Source organism: Corynebacterium sp. HMSC078A10 (assembly GCF_001811565.1).
GTDB lineage: Bacteria > Actinomycetota > Actinomycetes > Mycobacteriales > Mycobacteriaceae > Corynebacterium > Corynebacterium hesseae.
Genome location: NZ_KV805228.1, coordinates 100,353 through 117,637 on the forward strand (window position 1 = coordinate 100,353; position 17,285 = coordinate 117,637).

Below are 17,285 nucleotides of genomic sequence, written 5' to 3' on the forward strand. Positions count from 1 at the left end.
GGCACCACAAGTTTCGGCCGGGCGAGAGAGGCGAAAGAATAAATCGGTTCAGATATCAAGTTTAGGGTAAAACCATGCGAGTGCTTGTGTCGCCGGATTCACACTACGGGGGTGGGGGACCTTGCTAACGTCCGCGACCTGATAGTGCCTCCCAGCGGCGGGGACGATAGACTTTGGCCCTATGAATCCTGAAGATCTTTCCGTCCTGATCAAGAACACCGCTGCCGCCGTGCTCACCGAGCATGAGCTAGACGCCTCAGTCCTGCCAGAGACCGTGACCGTGGAGCGCCCGCGCAACCCGGAGCACGGCGATTACGCCACCAACCTGGCCCTCCAGGTTGCTAAGAAGGCTGGCACCCAGCCGCGCGAGTTGGCGCAGTGGTTGGCGGATGCTCTCGCCGGCAATGACGCCATCGATGAAGCGTCCATGGCGGGCCCGGGATTCCTCAACATTCGCCTCGCTGCCGCCGCACAAGGTGCCATCGTGGCCCAGGTTCTTAACGCCGGCTCAGAGTTCGGCAGCAACACCACCTACCAGGGAAAGAAGATCAACCTGGAGTTCGTCTCCGCGAACCCGACTGGTCCCATCCACCTGGGTGGTACCCGTTGGGCCGCCGTGGGTGACTCACTCGGCCGCGTGCTCGAGGCCTCCGGCGCGGACGTGACCCGCGAGTACTACTTCAACGATCACGGCGGACAGATCGACCGTTTTGCTCGCTCCCTCGTGGCCGCAGCCAAGGGCGAGCCGACCCCGGAGGATGGCTACGGCGGAGACTACATCAAGGACATCGCGCAGGCGGTAGTGGAGAAGAACCCGCAGGCTCTCGAGGGCAGCGATGCCGAGGTCCAGGAGAACTTCCGCGCTGACGGCGTGGAGATGATGTTTGCCCAGATCAAGGAGTCCCTCCACGAGTTCGGCGTGGACTTCGACGTGTACTTCCACGAGAATTCCCTCTTCGAATCCGGTGCCGTGGAGAAGGCTATCCAGACGCTCAAGGACAACGGCAAACTCTACGAAGCCGAGGGTGCGTGGTGGCTGAAGTCCACCGAATACGGCGACGATAAGGACCGTGTGGTCATCAAGTCCGATGGCAATGCCGCCTATATCGCCGGTGATATCGCTTATGTGGCCGATAAATTCGACCGCGGCCACGACCTAGCCATCTACATGCTGGGCGCTGACCACCACGGTTATATCGCCCGCTTGCGTGCCTCGGCCCAGGCTTTGGGCTATGACCCGGAGGCCGTCGAGGTGCTCATCGGTCAGATGGTGAATCTGGTCCGCGACGGTAAGGCGGTCAAGATGTCTAAGCGCGCGGGCACCGTTATCACCTTGGATGACCTCGTCGAGGCCATCGGTGTGGACGGCGCGCGCTACTCGCTGGTGCGCTCCTCCGTGGACTCCAGCCTGGACATTGACTTGGGCCTGTGGGCCTCCCAGTCGTCCGATAACCCGGTCTACTACGTGCAGTATGGCCACGCCCGCATCTGCTCGATCCTGCGCAAGGCCACGGACCTGGGCTTCGACACCGCCGCGCTTGGCGACGCCCCCCTTGACCTCCTCACCCACGACAAGGAAGGCGACCTCATCCGCACCTTGGGCGAGTTCCCCGAGGTGGTGGCCACCGCCGCCACGTTGCGTGAGCCGCACCGCATCGCACGCTACGCCGAGGAGCTCGCCGCCGTGTTCCACCGCTTCTATGACCAGTGCCAGGTGCTGCCGAAGGCAGGCGAGGAGACCGAGCCGATCCACTCCGCGCGCCTCGCCCTGGCTTCAGCCACCCGCCAGGTCATGGCCAATGCCTTGACCATGGTGGGTGTGAGCGCGCCGGAGAAGATGTAAGAAAAGGTATCGATGACTGATTTCAATTCTCTGCCGGCCCACGTGTGGCCGCGCAACGCCGCTCGAGACTCGAATGGTGTGGTCTCGATTGGCGGTGTAGCGCTGACGGACTTGGCCGCCGAATACGGCACCCCGCTCTACGTCTTCGACGAGCAGGACTTCCGCTCGCGTTGCCGGGATATGGCCCAAGCCTTCGGCGGGCCTGAGCACGTGCACTATGCCTCCAAGGCCTTCATTACCAAGCGCATCGTGCGCTGGGTAGATGAGGAGGGCCTGTGCCTCGACGTGGCCTCCCTCAATGAGGCCAAGCTGGCGCTGGCCGCAGGTTTCCCTGCGGAGCGCATGACCGCCCACGGCAACAACAAGGAAGACGAGTACCTGCAGCTGTGCGTGGACAAAGGTATCGGGCACGTCGTCCTCGACAACGAGGAGGAGCTCTCGCGCCTCAACAGCATCGCGGCGTCCGCCGGCCGCGTGCAGCCGGTGATGATCCGCGTTAAGCCTGGCGTGGATGCGCATACCCACGAGTTCATCGCCACGGCTCATGAGGACCAAAAGTTTGGCATTTCCCTGTCCACCGGTGCAGCCTTCAACGCCGCACAGAAGGTGCTGGAATCCGCCAACCTTAAGCTCGTGGGCCTGCACTGCCACGTGGGTTCTTCGGTGTTTAATGCCGATGGCTTCAAGCTGGCCGCCGAGCGTGTGCTCAGCCTGTACAAGCGCATCCACTCCGAGCTCGGCGTTGCCCTCGATGAGCTGGACTTGGGCGGCGGCTTCGGTATTCCCTACATGGAATACGAGGAAGCGCTCGACGTCGCCACGCTGGCCAAGGATCTGCTCGACGCCGTGGAACGCACCGCCACCGAGCTCGACATCACGCCGCCCTTCGTGCTGGTGGAACCCGGCCGCTCCCTGGTGGGTGCCTCTGCGGTCACCGTGTACCGCGTGGGCACGGTCAAGGACGTAGAAACCGGCAAGGCGGATCTGCCGATGCGCCGCTACCTCTCCGTGGACGGCGGCATGTCCGATAACATCCGCCCAGCGCTTTATGGCTCTGAGTACGACGTGCGCGTGGTTAACCGCCGCACCCAGGGTGAGCCGGTGGATTCACGCATAGTGGGCTTCCACTGCGAATCTGGCGACATCCTGGTCAACGAGCGCCGTTTCCCCTCGGATATCACCACCGGTGATCTCCTCGCCTTCGCCACCACCGGCGCCTATCAGTACATGATGGCTTCGCGCTATAACGGCGCTTTGCGCCCGGCGGTTGTGTCCGTGCGCGACGGCAAGGCCCAGCTCATGCTGCGCCGGGAGACGGTGGAGGACTTGCTGGCGTTGGACGTCGATTAGCGCGGCGTTGTCACAGCTCACCGTATTTTATTCACTATGACATGGCCGGTCGCGCCCAGTGCCGGCCATTTTGTATAGAAATAGACAGCTCGTTCTGTATAGTGATGGGCTAGCACGTAAGAATCAAACGCAACATCAACAAAGGGACACCATGACGACGAACCGTAGCAAGAAGCCCGAAGGCGAACCAGTAGGTATTGCGCTGCTTGGGTTTGGCACCGTAGGCGCCGAGGTTTTCCGCCTCGTGCAGGAGAATGCGGACGCTTTTGCGCACCGCATCGGCGGCCCGGTGGAGATCCGCGGCGTAGCCGTGTACAACAAGAACAAGCTTCGTCCGGGCGTGCCGAAGGAGCTGCTGACGGACGACGCCAAGGCGCTCGTCCTGCGCGATGATATCGACCTCGTCGTCGAGGTTATCGGCGGCATTGACTTCCCGCGCGAGCTCGTCCTCGCCGCCCTTAATGCGGGTAAATCCGTGGTCACCGCCAATAAGGCCCTCGTGGCCGCGCACGCGGATGAGCTGGCGGAGGCTGCTGAGCGCGCTGACGTCGACCTTTATTTCGAGGCTGCGGTGGCCGCCGCCATCCCGGTTGTCGGCATGCTGCGCCGTTCCCTGGCCGGTGACAAGATCCAGCGCATCTCCGGAATCGTAAACGGAACCACCAACTTTATCTTGGACGCTATGGAGACCACCGGCGCCTCCTACGAGGACGCGCTGGCTGAGGCCACCCGTCTGGGCTACGCCGAGGCCGATCCCACCGCGGACGTGGAGGGCCACGACGCCGCCTCTAAGGCTGCCATCCTGGCCTCCCTGGGGTTCTACACCCGCCTGACCTTCAACGACGTCTATTGCGAGGGCATTTCCAAGATCACCGCGGACGATATCGCGGCCGCCAACCAAGCCGGTTATTCCATCAAGCTGCTCGCTATTTGTGAACGCTTGGTTGATGAGGAAACCGGCGCGGAATCCGTCAATGCCCGCGTGCACCCGACTCTGGTCCCGAAGGATCACCCGTTGGCGTCGGTTAGCCAGTCCTACAACGCCATCTTCGTCGAGGCGGAGGCCGCCGGTTCCCTGATGTTCTACGGCAACGGTGCCGGCGGCAACCCGACGGCTTCGGCTGTGCTGGGTGACGTCATCGGCGCCGCACGCAACATTGTCCACGGCGGCCAAGCGCCGGGGGAGAACACCTACGCCAACCTACCTATTGCGGAGTTCGGAGAAGTGGAAACTCGTTATCACGTCGACATGGAAGTTGAAGACCGCACCGGCGTGCTTTCTGCCATCTCCGGTGTCTTTGCCCGCCACGGGGTGTCACTGCGCACCGTGCGCCAGGAGGACGGCGATGCCACCGCTCGCCTCATCGTGGTGACCCACGCAGCGAAGGAAGCGGTGCTCGAGGAGATCGTCGCAGCCCTCGGCGAGCTCGATGAGGTCAAGGCCGTTCACTCCGTCATCCGCCTGGGCGTATAGGGACTCAGAGAGAACAATGAGTATCGATATCGAAGTAGGCACCAAGGTCACCGTCCAGGTCCCAGCATCCTCGGCCAACCTGGGCCCGGGCTACGACACCCTGGGTATTGCGCTGAGTCTCTACGACACCGTGGAGGTGGAGGTCACCCGCTCCGGCCTGGAGGTGGAGATCTTCGGCGAGGGCGCTGACGAGCTGCCACGCGATGGCTCCCACCTCGTTGTCAAGGCCATCCGCTCAGCGCTGAAGGCTGCCGACGTGGAGGTCTCCGGCTTGCGCGTGGTGTGCACGAACAACATCCCGCAGTCCCGTGGCCTGGGCTCCTCGGCGTCCGCCGCGGTGGCCGGCGTGGCCGCGGGCAATGGCCTGGCGGGATTCCCGCTTTCGGAACAGCAGGTTGTGCAGCTGTCCTCGGCGTTCGAAGGGCATCCGGATAACGCAGCTGCCTCTGTGTTGGGCAACGCCGTGGTCTCTTGGACCACCGTGCCTGTCGACGGCCGCTCGCTGCCGGAGTACCGTGCCGCGACCTTGGACGTGCACCCGAGCATTAAGGCCACGGCCTTGGTCCCGGATTTCCATGCGTCGACGCAGGCCGTGCGCCGCGTTCTGCCCTCGCACGTCACGCATGCCGACGCCGCCTTTAACGTTTCCCGCACCGCAGTAAACGTGGCGGCGCTGACCACCTACCCGGACCTGCTGTGGGAGGGTACCCGCGACCGCCTGCACCAGCCCTATCGCGCTGACGTTCTGCCGGTCACCGCGGAGTGGGTGAACCGCCTGCGCAACCGCGGCTACGCCGCCTATCTGTCCGGCGCTGGCCCCACTGTCATGGTCCTGCACACCGAGCCCATCGAGGAGGAGATCCTCGATGATGCCCGCGGGCAGAACCTGCGCGTGCTGGAGCTGGAGGTCGCCGGGCCGGTCACCGTCGAGCGCGGTTAGCCTAGCTAGCTGCTCTCTTCCACGTCGATTCGGCACACGCCGTTTCCGGCTTTGGGTATGAGCTTCAGGCTAAGCCGCCCGCCGGAATCGGCTGCCGCTTGGTCGAGGTAGCCATCATGGATGGCGCAGACGAAGGGGGAGGGCTGAATTCCGGCCGTGACGAACGGGCAGGCGTGGAGTTGCACTGTGGTGCGGCCTTCTTCGGCGAATTGCTCCACCGAAGTTACCGGGTCAAAGCCCATATCGCGCATCGTCTGGTAGAGAGGTGCCAGCGCCTCAGCACCGCGGCTGTTCGCCGTGGCTTTAGCCCACGCGCGGCCGATCTCTCGCGCTTGCTCGGATGAAAAGTCATTGAGCTGCTCTTTATCCGCCAGCGCTGCGACTAAGACGCTAATTAGCGTGACGTATTCCTCCGCCACCGAACGGTTATCGGGTACACGTACTTGGAAGATCAGGGAGGGGCGCCCGCGCCCGTGCGCTGGGGCGGTAACTACCCGCACCGCGCCGGCGTTAACGAGCTCATCTAGGTGGCCGCGCGCGGTGTTAACGTGCATCCCCAGTTCCTGTGCGATCTCGGCGGCGCGTGCTCCTTGCGGGAATGTCTGCAGGGTTGAGAGAACCTCGCTCTGCTTGGGGGAGAGCTTCATCGTGTCGGGAAAAAGCTCAGTAGACGAGCGCGGGCTATGCGCAGATGACGTAGACATAAACGGCCTCTCCTTGGACAATGCTACGAGGATCTTACATCTGCTCGCAGCTCTTCCCTATTTCAGTGCATAAAGCCTTAAAGCAGCGGAATCGAGGAACACAGGCACAACCTCACCGGGGGCCTTGCTGTGTGCCGGTTGGTCTAGAGTCACCCGTTGGCCATCGATCTCTACCAGGGTTGAGCTGCCTAAGTCAGCAAGAATTGTGGCGCTCAGTGCCCCGGCAGGGTCGAAGCGCAGAGCGCTGTGGGGGAAGGCCGCCCAGTGGTCACCGCTGCGAGCAGGAGTGAACACTCCATCGCGGAGGCTACCTCGTAGCAGATTAACGCCTGATAGCTCTGCCATGAAATGAGTGGTGGGCTGCTCCAATAGCAGGGACACGGGTCCTTGGGAGATGACCTCGCCGGCTTCCATTACAGCGATGTCGTCTGCCAGCGTGGTGAGGTCCACGCGGTTGTGGGTGACAATGATGGTGGTGCGGTCGGCCGCCGAGAGGCGCAACAGGTGGCGCCACCGGGCGGCGGATTCGACGTCCATGGCGGCAAAAGGCTCGTCCACGACCAGGACCTCCGGGCGCGCCGCAAGCGCGCGCAGGAGGGCAACCTGCGCGGCCTGCCCGCCGGAAAGCTCGGAAACATGGCCCAGCTCCTGCAATCCGGCTGCGTTGAGCAACTGCCGGGTGCTTTGTCCATCCTTGGTCACCATGGTCAAAGCTTGTTCCACTGTGGCGGTGGGAGGCAGCCCGGGGTCTTGGGAGAGCATGACCACACGCTCGGCATTTGTCTGGGCTCCCTGTAAGCGCCCGCTAATGAAACGCATCAACGTGGTCTTGCCAGCCCCGTTGGGGCCAACCACAGCGGTCACGCGCCCGCCACGGAACGTCGTGGTGGTGTCGCCGACCGTGGCTAAGAGATCGCGGGGAGAGTCCTGCGGGGAGGTCATCGTGCGGAGCTTAGCCGTGTCCATCGGCTGCAAAGCGCGCACAGCTTGCTCGCGGCGGCGGCGCAGCAGCAGGGGCATTCCGGCGGCGGTGAGCGTGAGGATGGCTATCCCAATCAGCACGGCCGAAAGCGCATAGGCATTGTCCGCGCTGACCTCACGCTCAAGGTAGATGCCGCTGGGCATGGTTTGGGTAGAACCGGGCAGGGATCCGGCGAAGGTGATCGTCGTTCCGAATTCACCCAGCGAACGGGCGAACGCCAGAGCACCGCCGGTGAACACGGCAGGGAGGATTGCGGGCAGGATGATGCGCCGAAGGATGGTTCGTGTGCTCAGGCCGATGCCCCGCGCGCTGGCCACGACTTCGGGGTCGAGCTGCCGCAGCGCAGAATCTACCGCCACCACCACGAAGGGCAGGGTGACGAATAAGTGAGCTGCCACAACACCGGGAAAGGCGAAAGACACGTGCAGCCCAGCTTGCTCCAAAACCGGACCAAGCAGTCCGCGGCGCCCGAGCAGTGCGGTGAGTGCCAACCCGCCCACCACGGGAGGCATGGCCAAAGGAAGATAAACCACCAGACGCACAAGGTGAGACACGCGGCGTAGCTGCTGGAGCCACAGAGCCAGACAAGTGCCCAGGATCGTGGATAGCAAGGTAGACAACGCCGCCGCGGAAAGGCTGACGCGGAGAAGGTCATGGGTCGCCGGAGCGCTCAGCGTGTCGGCGAGGTTCGGCCAGGGCACTCGCAGCCCGAGGGCGAGCACCGGGGCAAGGATGTAGACCGCAGCGAGCACGCCGGCGGCGATGACCGGCCACGTTGTCCGCGGGCGCTGTTCGCGCAAAATCACGCGTGACACTTAGTCCACCGGGGTGAAACCGTATTTTTCCCAGGTGCTGTCAAAATCCGAATCGAGGAGGTTGAGGACATCCTGGGCTTCGTCGTGCCGGGGTGAATCAGTTACCACCGCGCCCATGATCTCATTGCGGAAGTCTTCCGCGTGGTCCAGCGGGATGGCCTCGACGTCCTCACTAGCAGCGGCATCGGTGGAATAGACCCATCCGGCGTCCGCCTCACCGGAGGCGACCTTACCCAGGACGTCAGCTACCTGTCCCTCCAGGGAGGAAGCGTGCAGGTCCCAGTTGTTGGCCTCCATGATGCGCGTGGAGATGGCGCCGCAGGGCACGCTTGGGTCGCAGAGCACGAGGCGTGCCGAGGGATCCAGGTCGGCTGCGGAGCGCAGTCCCAAGGGATTGCCCTTCGGCACCACCATGACCATAACGTTGCTGGCTAAGGTCACGGGGGTGTCGACGGTGCCCTGAGCAGTCGCATCATCCATGGTCTCCCGGGAAGCCGTGAGGAGCAGATCCGCGGGAGCGCCTTCATTGATTTGCTGAACTAGGGCGGACGAGCCGCCGTTGTTAAACGCCAGCGGGGTTTCGGCTGCGCCGGAGAGGTCGTCATTAAGCACACGCGTAGAGGAGGCGGCGAAAACCTGCAACGGTTCATCGGAGCTGGAGGTGCAGCCGGCGACAGTCAGCGCGGCGGCGAGAGCGGGGACAGCAATTTTGAGAAGGCGCATGCTTAGTACCTTACGGCTCCTCTACGCGGTTCGCGTGAATTTAATGTGAACTTCCTTTGGTTCCTTCTTGAGGTATTCACGGTCGAAGGATTCTTCGCGCTGGTCCACCTCTGTGAGCAACGGAAGCGGGTCGTGTGGAGCAATGAGAATCATGGATTCGCCCACGTTGAGGGTGCCCAGGGCTCCATGGATGGCGCCGTGGCGCACTGCATGAGGGATTTCGGACGCGTTAAGGGTGGGAATGTCGCGGCCCTTGGAAGTGTCGACAAGCGGCAAGTTCATTGATGGATTCCTTTCGAGTTCTAGGGCGGCGGGCGTTGCTACCCGTGCAACTAATTTACTACGATTATATCCGTGCAAATAAGTATGTCAGATATGTCTCTGCGTGATGTCTCCCTGGCTTCGCGCCGGCGCTGGCACACCCTTGCCTTTAGCCTCGTCGCGTTCTGGATCGCGGTCGGCGTGGGAATCACCGTGGCAAGCTTTTGGGGAGCACCCGTCGTGTGGTGGGACCTCATCCACCCATTTACCCTCGGGGCGCTGACCACCGCGATCCTCGTATTCAGTACCCACTTCACGGAGGCGCTCACCCGCACTCCGGCTGCCGGTTTCCGCGGGGTGGGCGCGCGGGTAGGGCTGGTTCAGGTAGGGCTGGTTCTTCTCCTTGTTGATCGCGCGGGCTATGACTGGGGCGTGCTTGCGGATATCGGCTCCGCTCTCGTCATCGCTGCCGTTTCGTGGCACCTGTGGGCGCTGTGGACCACGCTCCGGGGCTCTTTGTCTGGTTCTTTCGCCGTGACCGTGCCTTTTTGTCTGGCGGCGGCCTGCTTCATGGTGTTCTCGGTGCTACTGGTCATTCTGGCTGCGCACGGGGTAGGGAATTACTCGCTGTTGGTGGCCGCGCACTCACGCGGAATGGTGTGGGGCTTTGGCCTGCTTACCATCCTGGGCACGGTCATTACGCTGCTGCCCACGTTGACCCGGACCCCCATCTCAGCGGTTGCTCGGGCGCGGTGCAGCCGGGCTTTGACCGTGCATTGCGTGGGGCTGGGGGTGGCCATGCTTGCCGACGCCTCCGGGCTCACCCGCGCCGCCGGTATGGCGCAGCTGCTCACCGTGCTTGCTGCCGTGCTCATCATCCAGCCAGTGCTGGCCGGTGCACTTGGTGGCGAGAAGACCACGGCTAGTGTGTCCGCGATGGCGGGGCTGGTGTGGATGGTGGCGCTCTGCGCCGGTGACGCCGCGGCCACCATCGCAGGGGCCTACCCACGCGCGGTCACGTTACTGCTCATGCCGGCGTTTCTGGGCGCCGGCCTGCTGCAGCTGGTCACCGGGGTGCTCCATCACATGCTGCCCATCCTGGCCGGGGCGGCCCGTCCCGCGCACGGGCATATTGCCGGGTTCCTGCGAGTAGGGCTCATTAACGTGGGCGGTGTGCTCAGCCTCCTCGGCATTGCCGGTGTGTCTGTGGCCGGGCTTATCATGATGGGGTTTGGACTCATCGCCAATAGTGCGGCCCTGGCATGGGCCGTCGCATCATCTCAAGGAGAAGTTCATGTCAAGCGTGCCCGTTAAGAAGGAGCATTCCGACAAGAAGTGGGCGTCCTGGCTCATCATCATCGTCGCGCTCCTCGCAGTCATTGGGCTGGCTGTGTTCAACTCGACCACAGGTAAGCAGGACCCAGCTATGGTGGCATCCGCCGACGCCGTGACCGTTGACGTCTCCGTGGACGGCATGGCCTTTGTCCCGTCCTCCATTGACGTGGCAGCGGGCAGTCACCTCGTAGTGAATTTCACCAACACTGGTGACCAAGTTCATGACCTGAAGATTGGGCGCGAGGAGACGGGCCGGGTGGAACCGGGCGAAACGGTGCAGCTCGATGCTGGAATCATCGAGGAGTCCGTGGAAGGCTATTGCACGATCGCCGGCCACAAGATGCAGGGCATGACGTTCATGGTCAACGTCGACGAGTCAGCATCCGGCGAGTCAGCATCCGGTGAGCATGATCATGCGGGGGCGTCGGAAAGCACCGGCTCCGCCGGCGCACCGGCGACGGTGCCCTCGGCCGCCGAGCGCATGGCAGCCCGCGAGAACTTTAAGGCTTTTGATGCCTCCCTTGCCCCCGCCGAAGGGGACCTCCATGAGGAAACGTGGGCGATGACCGAGGAAGAAGTCGAGGTTGCCCCAGGCGTGCGCCAAACCCGGTGGCTTTTCAACGGGCAAGCACCCGGGCCTACCTTGCGCGGCAAGGTAGGGGATAAGTTCCGCATCACCATCAAGAATGAGGGCTCGATGGGGCACTCGGTGGACTTTCACGCCGGTGAGGTCAACCCGGATGAGAACATGAAGACGATCCAGCCGGGCGAATCGTTGACCTATGAATTCGTGGCTCACCGGGCAGGTATCTGGATGTATCACTGCTCCACCATGCCGATGAGCCTGCACATTGCCAACGGTATGGCGGGCGCGGTCATCATTGATCCGCGCGGTGAAGATGCCCTGGCAGACGTTGATGCGGAGTATGTCATGACGTCAAACGAGGTCTTCTTGGCCTCCGCGGGCAAAGAAGCAGAGGGGGCGGATGCGCAGCGCGTCAGCGACGGCGACTATGACCTCACGGCCTTCAATTACTATCCCAACCAGTATGATGTTGCCCCGCTGCGCGCCAAGGTGGGCGATACCGTGCGCATCTGGGTGGTCAACCTCGGCCCGGATCTGCCGTTGAGCTTCCACGTCGTGGGCGAGCAGTTCGACACCGTGTACAAGGAAGGCGCCTACCTGATTAAGGGCGCGAAGGATTCCGGTTCCCAGGCGCTGGACCTTCTACCGGCCCAGGGCGGATTCGTGGAGATGACCTTCAACGAGCCGGGGACCTACTCCTTTGTCAACCACCTCATGACGAACGCGGAGAAGGGCCAGCACGGCCAGATTATCGTTGAGTAGCAAGGCGCTCGCGCCGTAGACGTAATTCCTCCAAGGTGTCGATATCGCGCACCGCGGGCGTTGCCTCGACCTCAGTGATGGTGCCCGCGAGCCTCAGTAAGTGCATGGCCGGCTTGTTGCGTGGATCTCCGAGCTCCTCCAGCGCGCGGGTGAGGGCCTTAGTACGCCACAGCGCACACAGCGGTTGTAGACTCCCGTCGAGGGCAGCCACAGCGACATCCGCGCCCGAGCTACCCAGAGCCTTGTGGAGGGCAGGCAGTACCTGCGGGGAATCCGGGGCATCGACGGCAAAGACTGCTGTGGTAGCCCTCGCTTCACCAGCCAGTGCGGCGTGGCCCGCGGCGATACCTGCAGCTGGCCCGCCGAAGAGGGGGCTTTCGCACACCTGGGGCATGCCTAAACGATAGGGCGAGACGACCGCTATCGGCGCGCCATAAGGAAGCTGGCGCAGTAGCCGGTCGATGAGGCGTTCACCGGCAAGCCTCACGCTAGCCTTGTCCACGCCTCCCATGCGCTGGCCGCGCCCGCCGGCCAAAACAATGACACCTGGCACTTTGCTTAACCTTTCGTTCCGGGCAGCTCGCGGGACCAATCACCGGAGCGGCCCCCGGACTTCGCGGTGATGCCGCAGCGCCGGATATAGGCGGAGCGGTCGACGCCTTTGACCATGTCAATGACCGCCAAGGCGGCGATGTTCACCGCGGTGAGCGCCTCCATTTCCACACCGGTGCGGTCAGCGGTGCGCACTGTGGCTTCGATGAAGACGTGGTCTTCACGCAGCTCAATGTCCACCGCACAGCCATGCACCCCAATGGTGTGGGCCAACGGAAGGAGATCGGGAACCTTCTTGGCCGCCGCGATGCCAGCCACACGCGCAACCGCAAGCACGTCCCCCTTAGGCACGGTTCCCTCCCGCAGCGCGGTGAGAACTTCTGGTGAGCACGCGACCTCGCCTTGGGCGGTAGCGGTGCGTACCGTGGGCTGCTTTTCGGTGACGTCCACCATATAGGCGGAGCCGGCGTCGTTGAGGTGAGTGAACTTCATGTCTAAACAGGGATCCTTTCCTAGCGTGGACCTAGCCTAGCTGACGAAGAGTGGACCGATCTGGGTGTTCAGATGCGCGATCTTTGGCAGCAACGGAGGGGTGGGGGATGTGGAGGTGGATTGTGAAGCTAGTAGGGGTAGACGGTAAGTTGCTCGCCGGCGGCGACCGGACTCGTCAGCAGCGCAAAGCCGTGTGTGCCCGGAAGGGCGGCAACGTGGTGGCTGCGCATACGCGGACCCGGCGGTGGGCTTGCGGTAATGGTTTCCGCCATGGTGATGGAGCACGGCTGAATGAGCGGGTGGTGCGGTTCGGGGAAGTCCGCACTGGCGACGGCCGTGAGGCACGGACGGTCCTTGACACCCGTGGGGCGGGGCAGTCCGCGCAGAGATCGCAGCAGTCGGGTGAGGTAGAGGTGTGCGGAGACAAACGCCGCCACCGGGTTGCCCGGCAAACACACCACGGGGATACCGTCCCAGAGCGCATGGCCCTGAGGCGCGCCGGGCCGTTGGTTGACGTGGCCGAACCAGTAAGAATCGCGTTCCACGGCATCCTCAATCACGGCGCGGACTACGTCAAAGGCGCCGGCCGAGACGCCGCCGGTGGTGACAATGAGATCGGAATCCGCAACGGCCGCGTTGAAGCGACGGCGTAGCTCAATGGGGGAATCTCCACAGACCGTGCGGGTGATCTCGCAGAGAGCGGTGGAAGAAATAAGGGCTTCAAGCATGGGCCCATTCGAATCGGAAAGCTGGCCGTTGATCAGCTCCTCACCCGTGGCAATGATGGTCACTCGTGGGATGCGGTGAACCACGGCGCTGTCAACACCGGAGGAGAGGGCGGCGGCGATAAGGGGGGCGTCGACAAGCGTGGCAGAACCGGCGAGTTGGTGGTCGGCGTCGATGTGGGAGCCGCGCCGCCGTATATGGTTACGGTCGGGCAGGTGGTGCACCGTGACGGTTTCAGGCACAGGTCCGGGCCCCGGGGACACATCGGTGTTTTCTACTGGTATGACCAGGCCATCAAAACCCTCCGGAACCTCCCCGCCAGTCATGATTCGCACCGCGGTCCCAGGACGCGGGACCTGGGCGGGTGAGCCTGCTGGGACATCACCTATAACAGGCAGCGTGAATGGGGTGGTTAAGTCATCAGGTGACGCCGGAGTTGGGACAAGGAAGCCGTCCATCGCCGAATTATCCTGCGGCGGGAGGGGAAGACGGGCGAAGAGTGGCTCGGCCAGAACGCGGCCTTGTACAAGGGGAGCGCGTTCCGCAGGCAGGGCGCGAACCAATGCGTGGAGGCGGTCGAAATACTCCTCGATGCTTAAGTCAGTCCCAGTGCTTGTCATTGCACCCAATCTAGCCGCCGATGGCGGACATCGGGCGATCGGGCTGGAGAAATCCTTCATCATCCACACCATGGCCCGGCAGCTTCTTCCACATTTCGCCCGCCCACGCGGCGGCGAGTTCCGCGTCGCTAGCGCCGCTGCGCAACAAGTCCCGCAAGGACGTCTCTGAGTTTCCAAATAAGCAATTACGTACAGCGCCGTCCGCGGTGAGTCGCGTGCGGTCGCAATTGCCGCAGAAAGGCCTTGTCACGGATGCGATGACGCCGATTCGGCCTACCGGTATTAAGCCATCGCGCGATTGTGCGTTCCACAGCGCGGCGGGGGCTGAGCCGCGGGGACCCTGCACAGGTGTGAGCTCGAATTCTTCACCCAAACGAGCCAAGATATCCTCCGCGGTCACCATCCGGGAGCGATCCCATTCTTCGCGTGGGCCCAGCGGCATCTGCTCGATGAAGCGCAGCTGCGCGCCTCGCTCGAGGCAGTAGCGTGCCAAGGGGACGATGTCCTCTTCATTTACTCCGGGCATAACTACGGCATTAACTTTGACCGTGCCCAGACGCCCTTCGCGGTGGGCGGTTGTGGCGGCTTCGATGGCGGCGAAGACATCGCCGAGCCTGTCGCGCCGGGTGAGGCGGGCGTAAAGCTCAGGATCAATGGTGTCTAGGGAGATGTTAACGCGGTCCAGTCCCGCCTCAATAAGACTGTCCAGCCGGCGGGGGAGTCCCAGGCCGTTAGTGGTCAGGGCGGTGGCGGGGACCAACTTTTCGTCTGTGCGTAGCTGTGTCGTGGCGGCAATAATCTTCTCGAGTGACTTGCGCAGCAATGGTTCGCCGCCGGTAAAGCGCACCTGGCGGATGTCCAATTGGGTTACGGCAATCCTGATGAGGCGGATGGTCTCGTCATCGCTGAGCGTCTGTTCAGTGGGCATCCACTCGAGGCCCACGGCGGGCATGCAATACGTGCAACGCAGGTTGCAGCGATCCGTCAGCGAGACACGAAGGTCGCGTGCTTGGCGCCCATAACGGTCCAACAGCTTTCGGCGACCATCGCTTAATGCAGGCGGGAGGTCCGGAGGCGTTGCGTCGGCCCCGCGGCGGGTGGTCCCGCGCGGGGAGGGCGTAGGCAGAAAGACGCGATCAGACATTAACCACACTTTAGCCGGAGTAATAGCAGATCTATAGTCGCTCGGCCCCTTTATTGCGGTGAGCCCTCTTCGGTATCGAGGCGCTGCGCCTCGCCCGGGCCCTTCAGCCGGATGATGTTATAGGCGCCTTCGGCAAGATGGGCACGAAGATCCTTCTTGTCGAACTTGCCCACCGAGGTCTTGTCGATGGACTTTACGAAGGTCCAGTACTCCGGCAACATCCAGGAGGGCAGCTCGGAGCGCATCCCGTCACGCAGGCGCTCGGCGGTTTCAATCGTGGGGCTGATATCCGCCGCAAGAACGGTGACGGCCAGCGGGCGCTCGACCCACTGCTTGTCGGGGTAGCCAATGACGGCGCATTCGAGCACCACCGGGTTGGCCATGATGAGGTTTTCCAACTGGACGGAGTAGATCCACTCGCCGCCGGAGCGGATGACATCGCGCGCGCGATCCTCCACGGTGAGGAAGCCATCCTCGTTGACGTATCCGACGTCACCAGTGCGCAGCCAGCCGTCGGCCGTGAACTTGGAGGCCGCATCTTCGACGTCCTTCCCACGGAATTCGTGGGCGGCGCCGCCGTCCTCTGAGGTGGGTGAGTGATAGTAGGAGCCGGTCACCAGGTTGCCGCGCACCTGGATCTCGCCGGCATTACGGTCCGTGGTGTTGACCACGTGGCCGTCATTGACCACCCGGTATTCCAGGGAGGAAGGAAACCGCCCCTGGGAAATGCGGTAGGCCCACCGGGCCTCGCCCGAGGCGCCTGAGGGCGGGCGCGCCACGGTACCCACCGTGGTGGTTTCCGCCATGCCCCACACGTGAACCACGTCCACGCCATAGCGCTCCTCCCAGCTCTTGATGAGCTGCGGCGGGACAGGCGATCCGCCGGCGAAAATCTCTGTCAGCGTCATGCGCTCCGGCGGGTTCTTGAGGTAGTGCACGAAGAGCTGAATCCAAATGGTGGGCACGCCATGCGCCACGCGCGGGGAGGTGGCGGCGATGACCTTGGCCAGGGTGGCGGGGGAGACGTCGGCGTCGGGAAGCACCAGCGGCGTGCCCGTCATCCACGCCGCAAAGGGAACGCCCCAGCTCAACACGTGATAGATGGGAATGCAGCACAAGAAGGTCTCACCATGGGTCACGCACAGGGAGTCGGAGGAGCGCAACTGCATCCCCTCCAAAAACAGGGCGCGGTGTGAGTAGAGCACACCTTTCGGAGCGCCGGTGGTGCCTGTGGAGTAGCACAGGGCGGCAGCGGTGTGCTCATCCAACACCGGCCAGTTGTACACGGTGGAGCGCCCATCCAGAAGTTGTTCGTAGCTATAAACCTCAACGTTGCCCGGCAGGGCAATGCTGGGCTTGTCGACGCCCGTGAACACCACCGCGCGCACGCACTCCACGCCGTCTAATACGCGCGCGAGCTGATTCGCTAACCGGGCATCTGCGACGATGACGCGAACCTCGGCGTGGTTGATGATGTGCCGGATCTGATCATTCATGAGCTGCTTGTTGAGCGGCGTGAACACCGCTCCCTTGCAGGCCGTTCCGAAAAGCACCTCGAGGTGTTCGGCGCAATTCCACATCAGGGAACCCACGCGTTCATCACCAGTGATGCCGAGCGTGTCATGCAGGGCGTGGGCGAAAGCGGCGGCGCGTGCACCGATATCGGCGAAGGTTGTCTCTTCGCGTTCGTTGCCGGGATTGGCGCTGTGCCACGTGACTACCTGGGTTTGGCCGTGGACGGAGGAGCCGTACTCCAGGATGCGGGTGAGGGACAGCGGGATATCCTGCATTGTGGAGAGCATGCGCACCACTTTAGCCGTGTCAGTGTGAGCGCGGTGGATGGATGCGGTATAGTTGTTCGCGACTGGCGGGGAAAGCCTTCCTCGCACCTCCGAGCTCCCTCCACGGCGTGCACACCTGCGGTGAAAAACTCATGGCAGTCCAACGGTGCGCGCGGCAATGAGAGGGTAGAGATA

General features: G+C 63.2%; 15 protein-coding genes. 6 read left to right on the plus strand and 9 right to left on the minus strand.

Translation table 11 applies throughout. From position 1 onward, the window contains the following. Window positions 1-181 precede the first annotated feature (181 nt). From argS to thrB, 4 genes are all read left to right on the plus strand, one after another. On the plus strand, window positions 182-1,843 hold the full coding sequence (argS, locus tag HMPREF2808_RS11965; protein WP_070624862.1) for an arginine--tRNA ligase: 1,662 nt from the start codon (window positions 182-184) through the stop codon (window positions 1,841-1,843). Between the two features lie 12 nt (window positions 1,844-1,855). Then, the gene (gene lysA / locus HMPREF2808_RS11970; RefSeq protein WP_070624864.1) at window positions 1,856-3,193 is read left to right on the plus strand and encodes a diaminopimelate decarboxylase; all 1,338 of its coding nucleotides are present in this window, start codon (window positions 1,856-1,858) and stop codon (window positions 3,191-3,193) included. A 151-nt stretch (window positions 3,194-3,344) separates the two neighbouring features. Beyond that, window positions 3,345-4,667 (plus strand): homoserine dehydrogenase, encoded by a 1,323-nt coding sequence (locus tag HMPREF2808_RS11975; RefSeq protein WP_070624866.1) that lies wholly within the window; start codon window positions 3,345-3,347, stop codon window positions 4,665-4,667. Between the two features lie 16 nt (window positions 4,668-4,683). Next, the gene (gene thrB / locus HMPREF2808_RS11980) at window positions 4,684-5,607 is read left to right on the plus strand and encodes a homoserine kinase (RefSeq protein WP_070597084.1); all 924 of its coding nucleotides are present in this window, start codon (window positions 4,684-4,686) and stop codon (window positions 5,605-5,607) included. A 5-nt stretch (window positions 5,608-5,612) separates the two neighbouring features. Here thrB and HMPREF2808_RS11985 read toward each other — a convergent pair whose 3' ends face one another. Genes HMPREF2808_RS11985 through HMPREF2808_RS12000 form a run of 4 tightly spaced genes read right to left on the minus strand, consistent with a single transcriptional unit; the run spans window position 5,613 to window position 9,113 of the window. Then, window positions 5,613-6,311, minus strand: a complete 699-nt coding sequence (locus tag HMPREF2808_RS11985; protein WP_070624867.1) for a helix-turn-helix transcriptional regulator — start codon at window positions 6,309-6,311, stop codon at window positions 5,613-5,615. A 57-nt stretch (window positions 6,312-6,368) separates the two neighbouring features. Then, window positions 6,369-8,099, minus strand: coding sequence for an ATP-binding cassette domain-containing protein (locus HMPREF2808_RS11990; RefSeq protein ID WP_246818583.1), 1,731 nt, complete (start codon window positions 8,097-8,099; stop codon window positions 6,369-6,371). Window positions 8,100-8,108: 9 nt separating this feature from the next. After that, a complete protein-coding gene (modA, locus tag HMPREF2808_RS11995) occupies window positions 8,109-8,831 on the minus strand; it encodes a molybdate ABC transporter substrate-binding protein (protein WP_070624871.1) in 723 nt (240 codons plus the stop codon). Window positions 8,832-8,852: 21 nt separating this feature from the next. Further along, entirely contained in the window at window positions 8,853-9,113 is a 261-nt protein-coding gene (locus HMPREF2808_RS12000) for a DUF2249 domain-containing protein (protein ID WP_070563016.1), read from the minus strand. A 93-nt stretch (window positions 9,114-9,206) separates the two neighbouring features. Between HMPREF2808_RS12000 and HMPREF2808_RS12005 the strand changes: the two genes are divergently transcribed. Next, a complete protein-coding gene (locus HMPREF2808_RS12005) occupies window positions 9,207-10,406 on the plus strand; it encodes a beta-carotene 15,15'-monooxygenase (protein WP_070624877.1) in 1,200 nt (399 codons plus the stop codon). After that, a complete protein-coding gene (locus HMPREF2808_RS12010) occupies window positions 10,387-11,775 on the plus strand; it encodes a multicopper oxidase domain-containing protein (RefSeq protein WP_070624880.1) in 1,389 nt (462 codons plus the stop codon). The genes HMPREF2808_RS12005 and HMPREF2808_RS12010 overlap by 20 nt, the downstream gene beginning before the upstream one ends. Here the strand turns inward: HMPREF2808_RS12010 and HMPREF2808_RS12015 are convergent. The 5 genes from HMPREF2808_RS12015 to HMPREF2808_RS12035 all read right to left on the minus strand — a co-directional run bounded on the left by HMPREF2808_RS12015 (window position 11,762) and on the right by HMPREF2808_RS12035 (window position 17,111). Beyond that, the gene (locus HMPREF2808_RS12015; RefSeq protein WP_070624882.1) at window positions 11,762-12,328 is read right to left on the minus strand and encodes a molybdenum cofactor guanylyltransferase; all 567 of its coding nucleotides are present in this window, start codon (window positions 12,326-12,328) and stop codon (window positions 11,762-11,764) included. The genes HMPREF2808_RS12010 and HMPREF2808_RS12015 overlap by 14 nt on opposite strands. A gap of 5 nt (window positions 12,329-12,333) precedes the next feature. Further along, window positions 12,334-12,819 (minus strand): cyclic pyranopterin monophosphate synthase MoaC, encoded by a 486-nt coding sequence (gene moaC, locus HMPREF2808_RS12020; RefSeq protein ID WP_070563029.1) that lies wholly within the window; start codon window positions 12,817-12,819, stop codon window positions 12,334-12,336. Window positions 12,820-12,947: 128 nt separating this feature from the next. Next, window positions 12,948-14,165, minus strand: a complete 1,218-nt coding sequence (locus HMPREF2808_RS12025) for a molybdopterin molybdotransferase MoeA (RefSeq protein WP_070624884.1) — start codon at window positions 14,163-14,165, stop codon at window positions 12,948-12,950. Window positions 14,166-14,175: 10 nt separating this feature from the next. After that, the gene (gene moaA, locus HMPREF2808_RS12030; RefSeq protein WP_070624885.1) at window positions 14,176-15,309 is read right to left on the minus strand and encodes a GTP 3',8-cyclase MoaA; all 1,134 of its coding nucleotides are present in this window, start codon (window positions 15,307-15,309) and stop codon (window positions 14,176-14,178) included. 50 nt (window positions 15,310-15,359) lie between these two features. Next, a complete protein-coding gene (locus HMPREF2808_RS12035; RefSeq protein WP_070624928.1) occupies window positions 15,360-17,111 on the minus strand; it encodes a long-chain fatty-acid--CoA ligase in 1,752 nt (583 codons plus the stop codon). Between the last annotated feature and the right edge of the window lie 174 nt (window positions 17,112-17,285).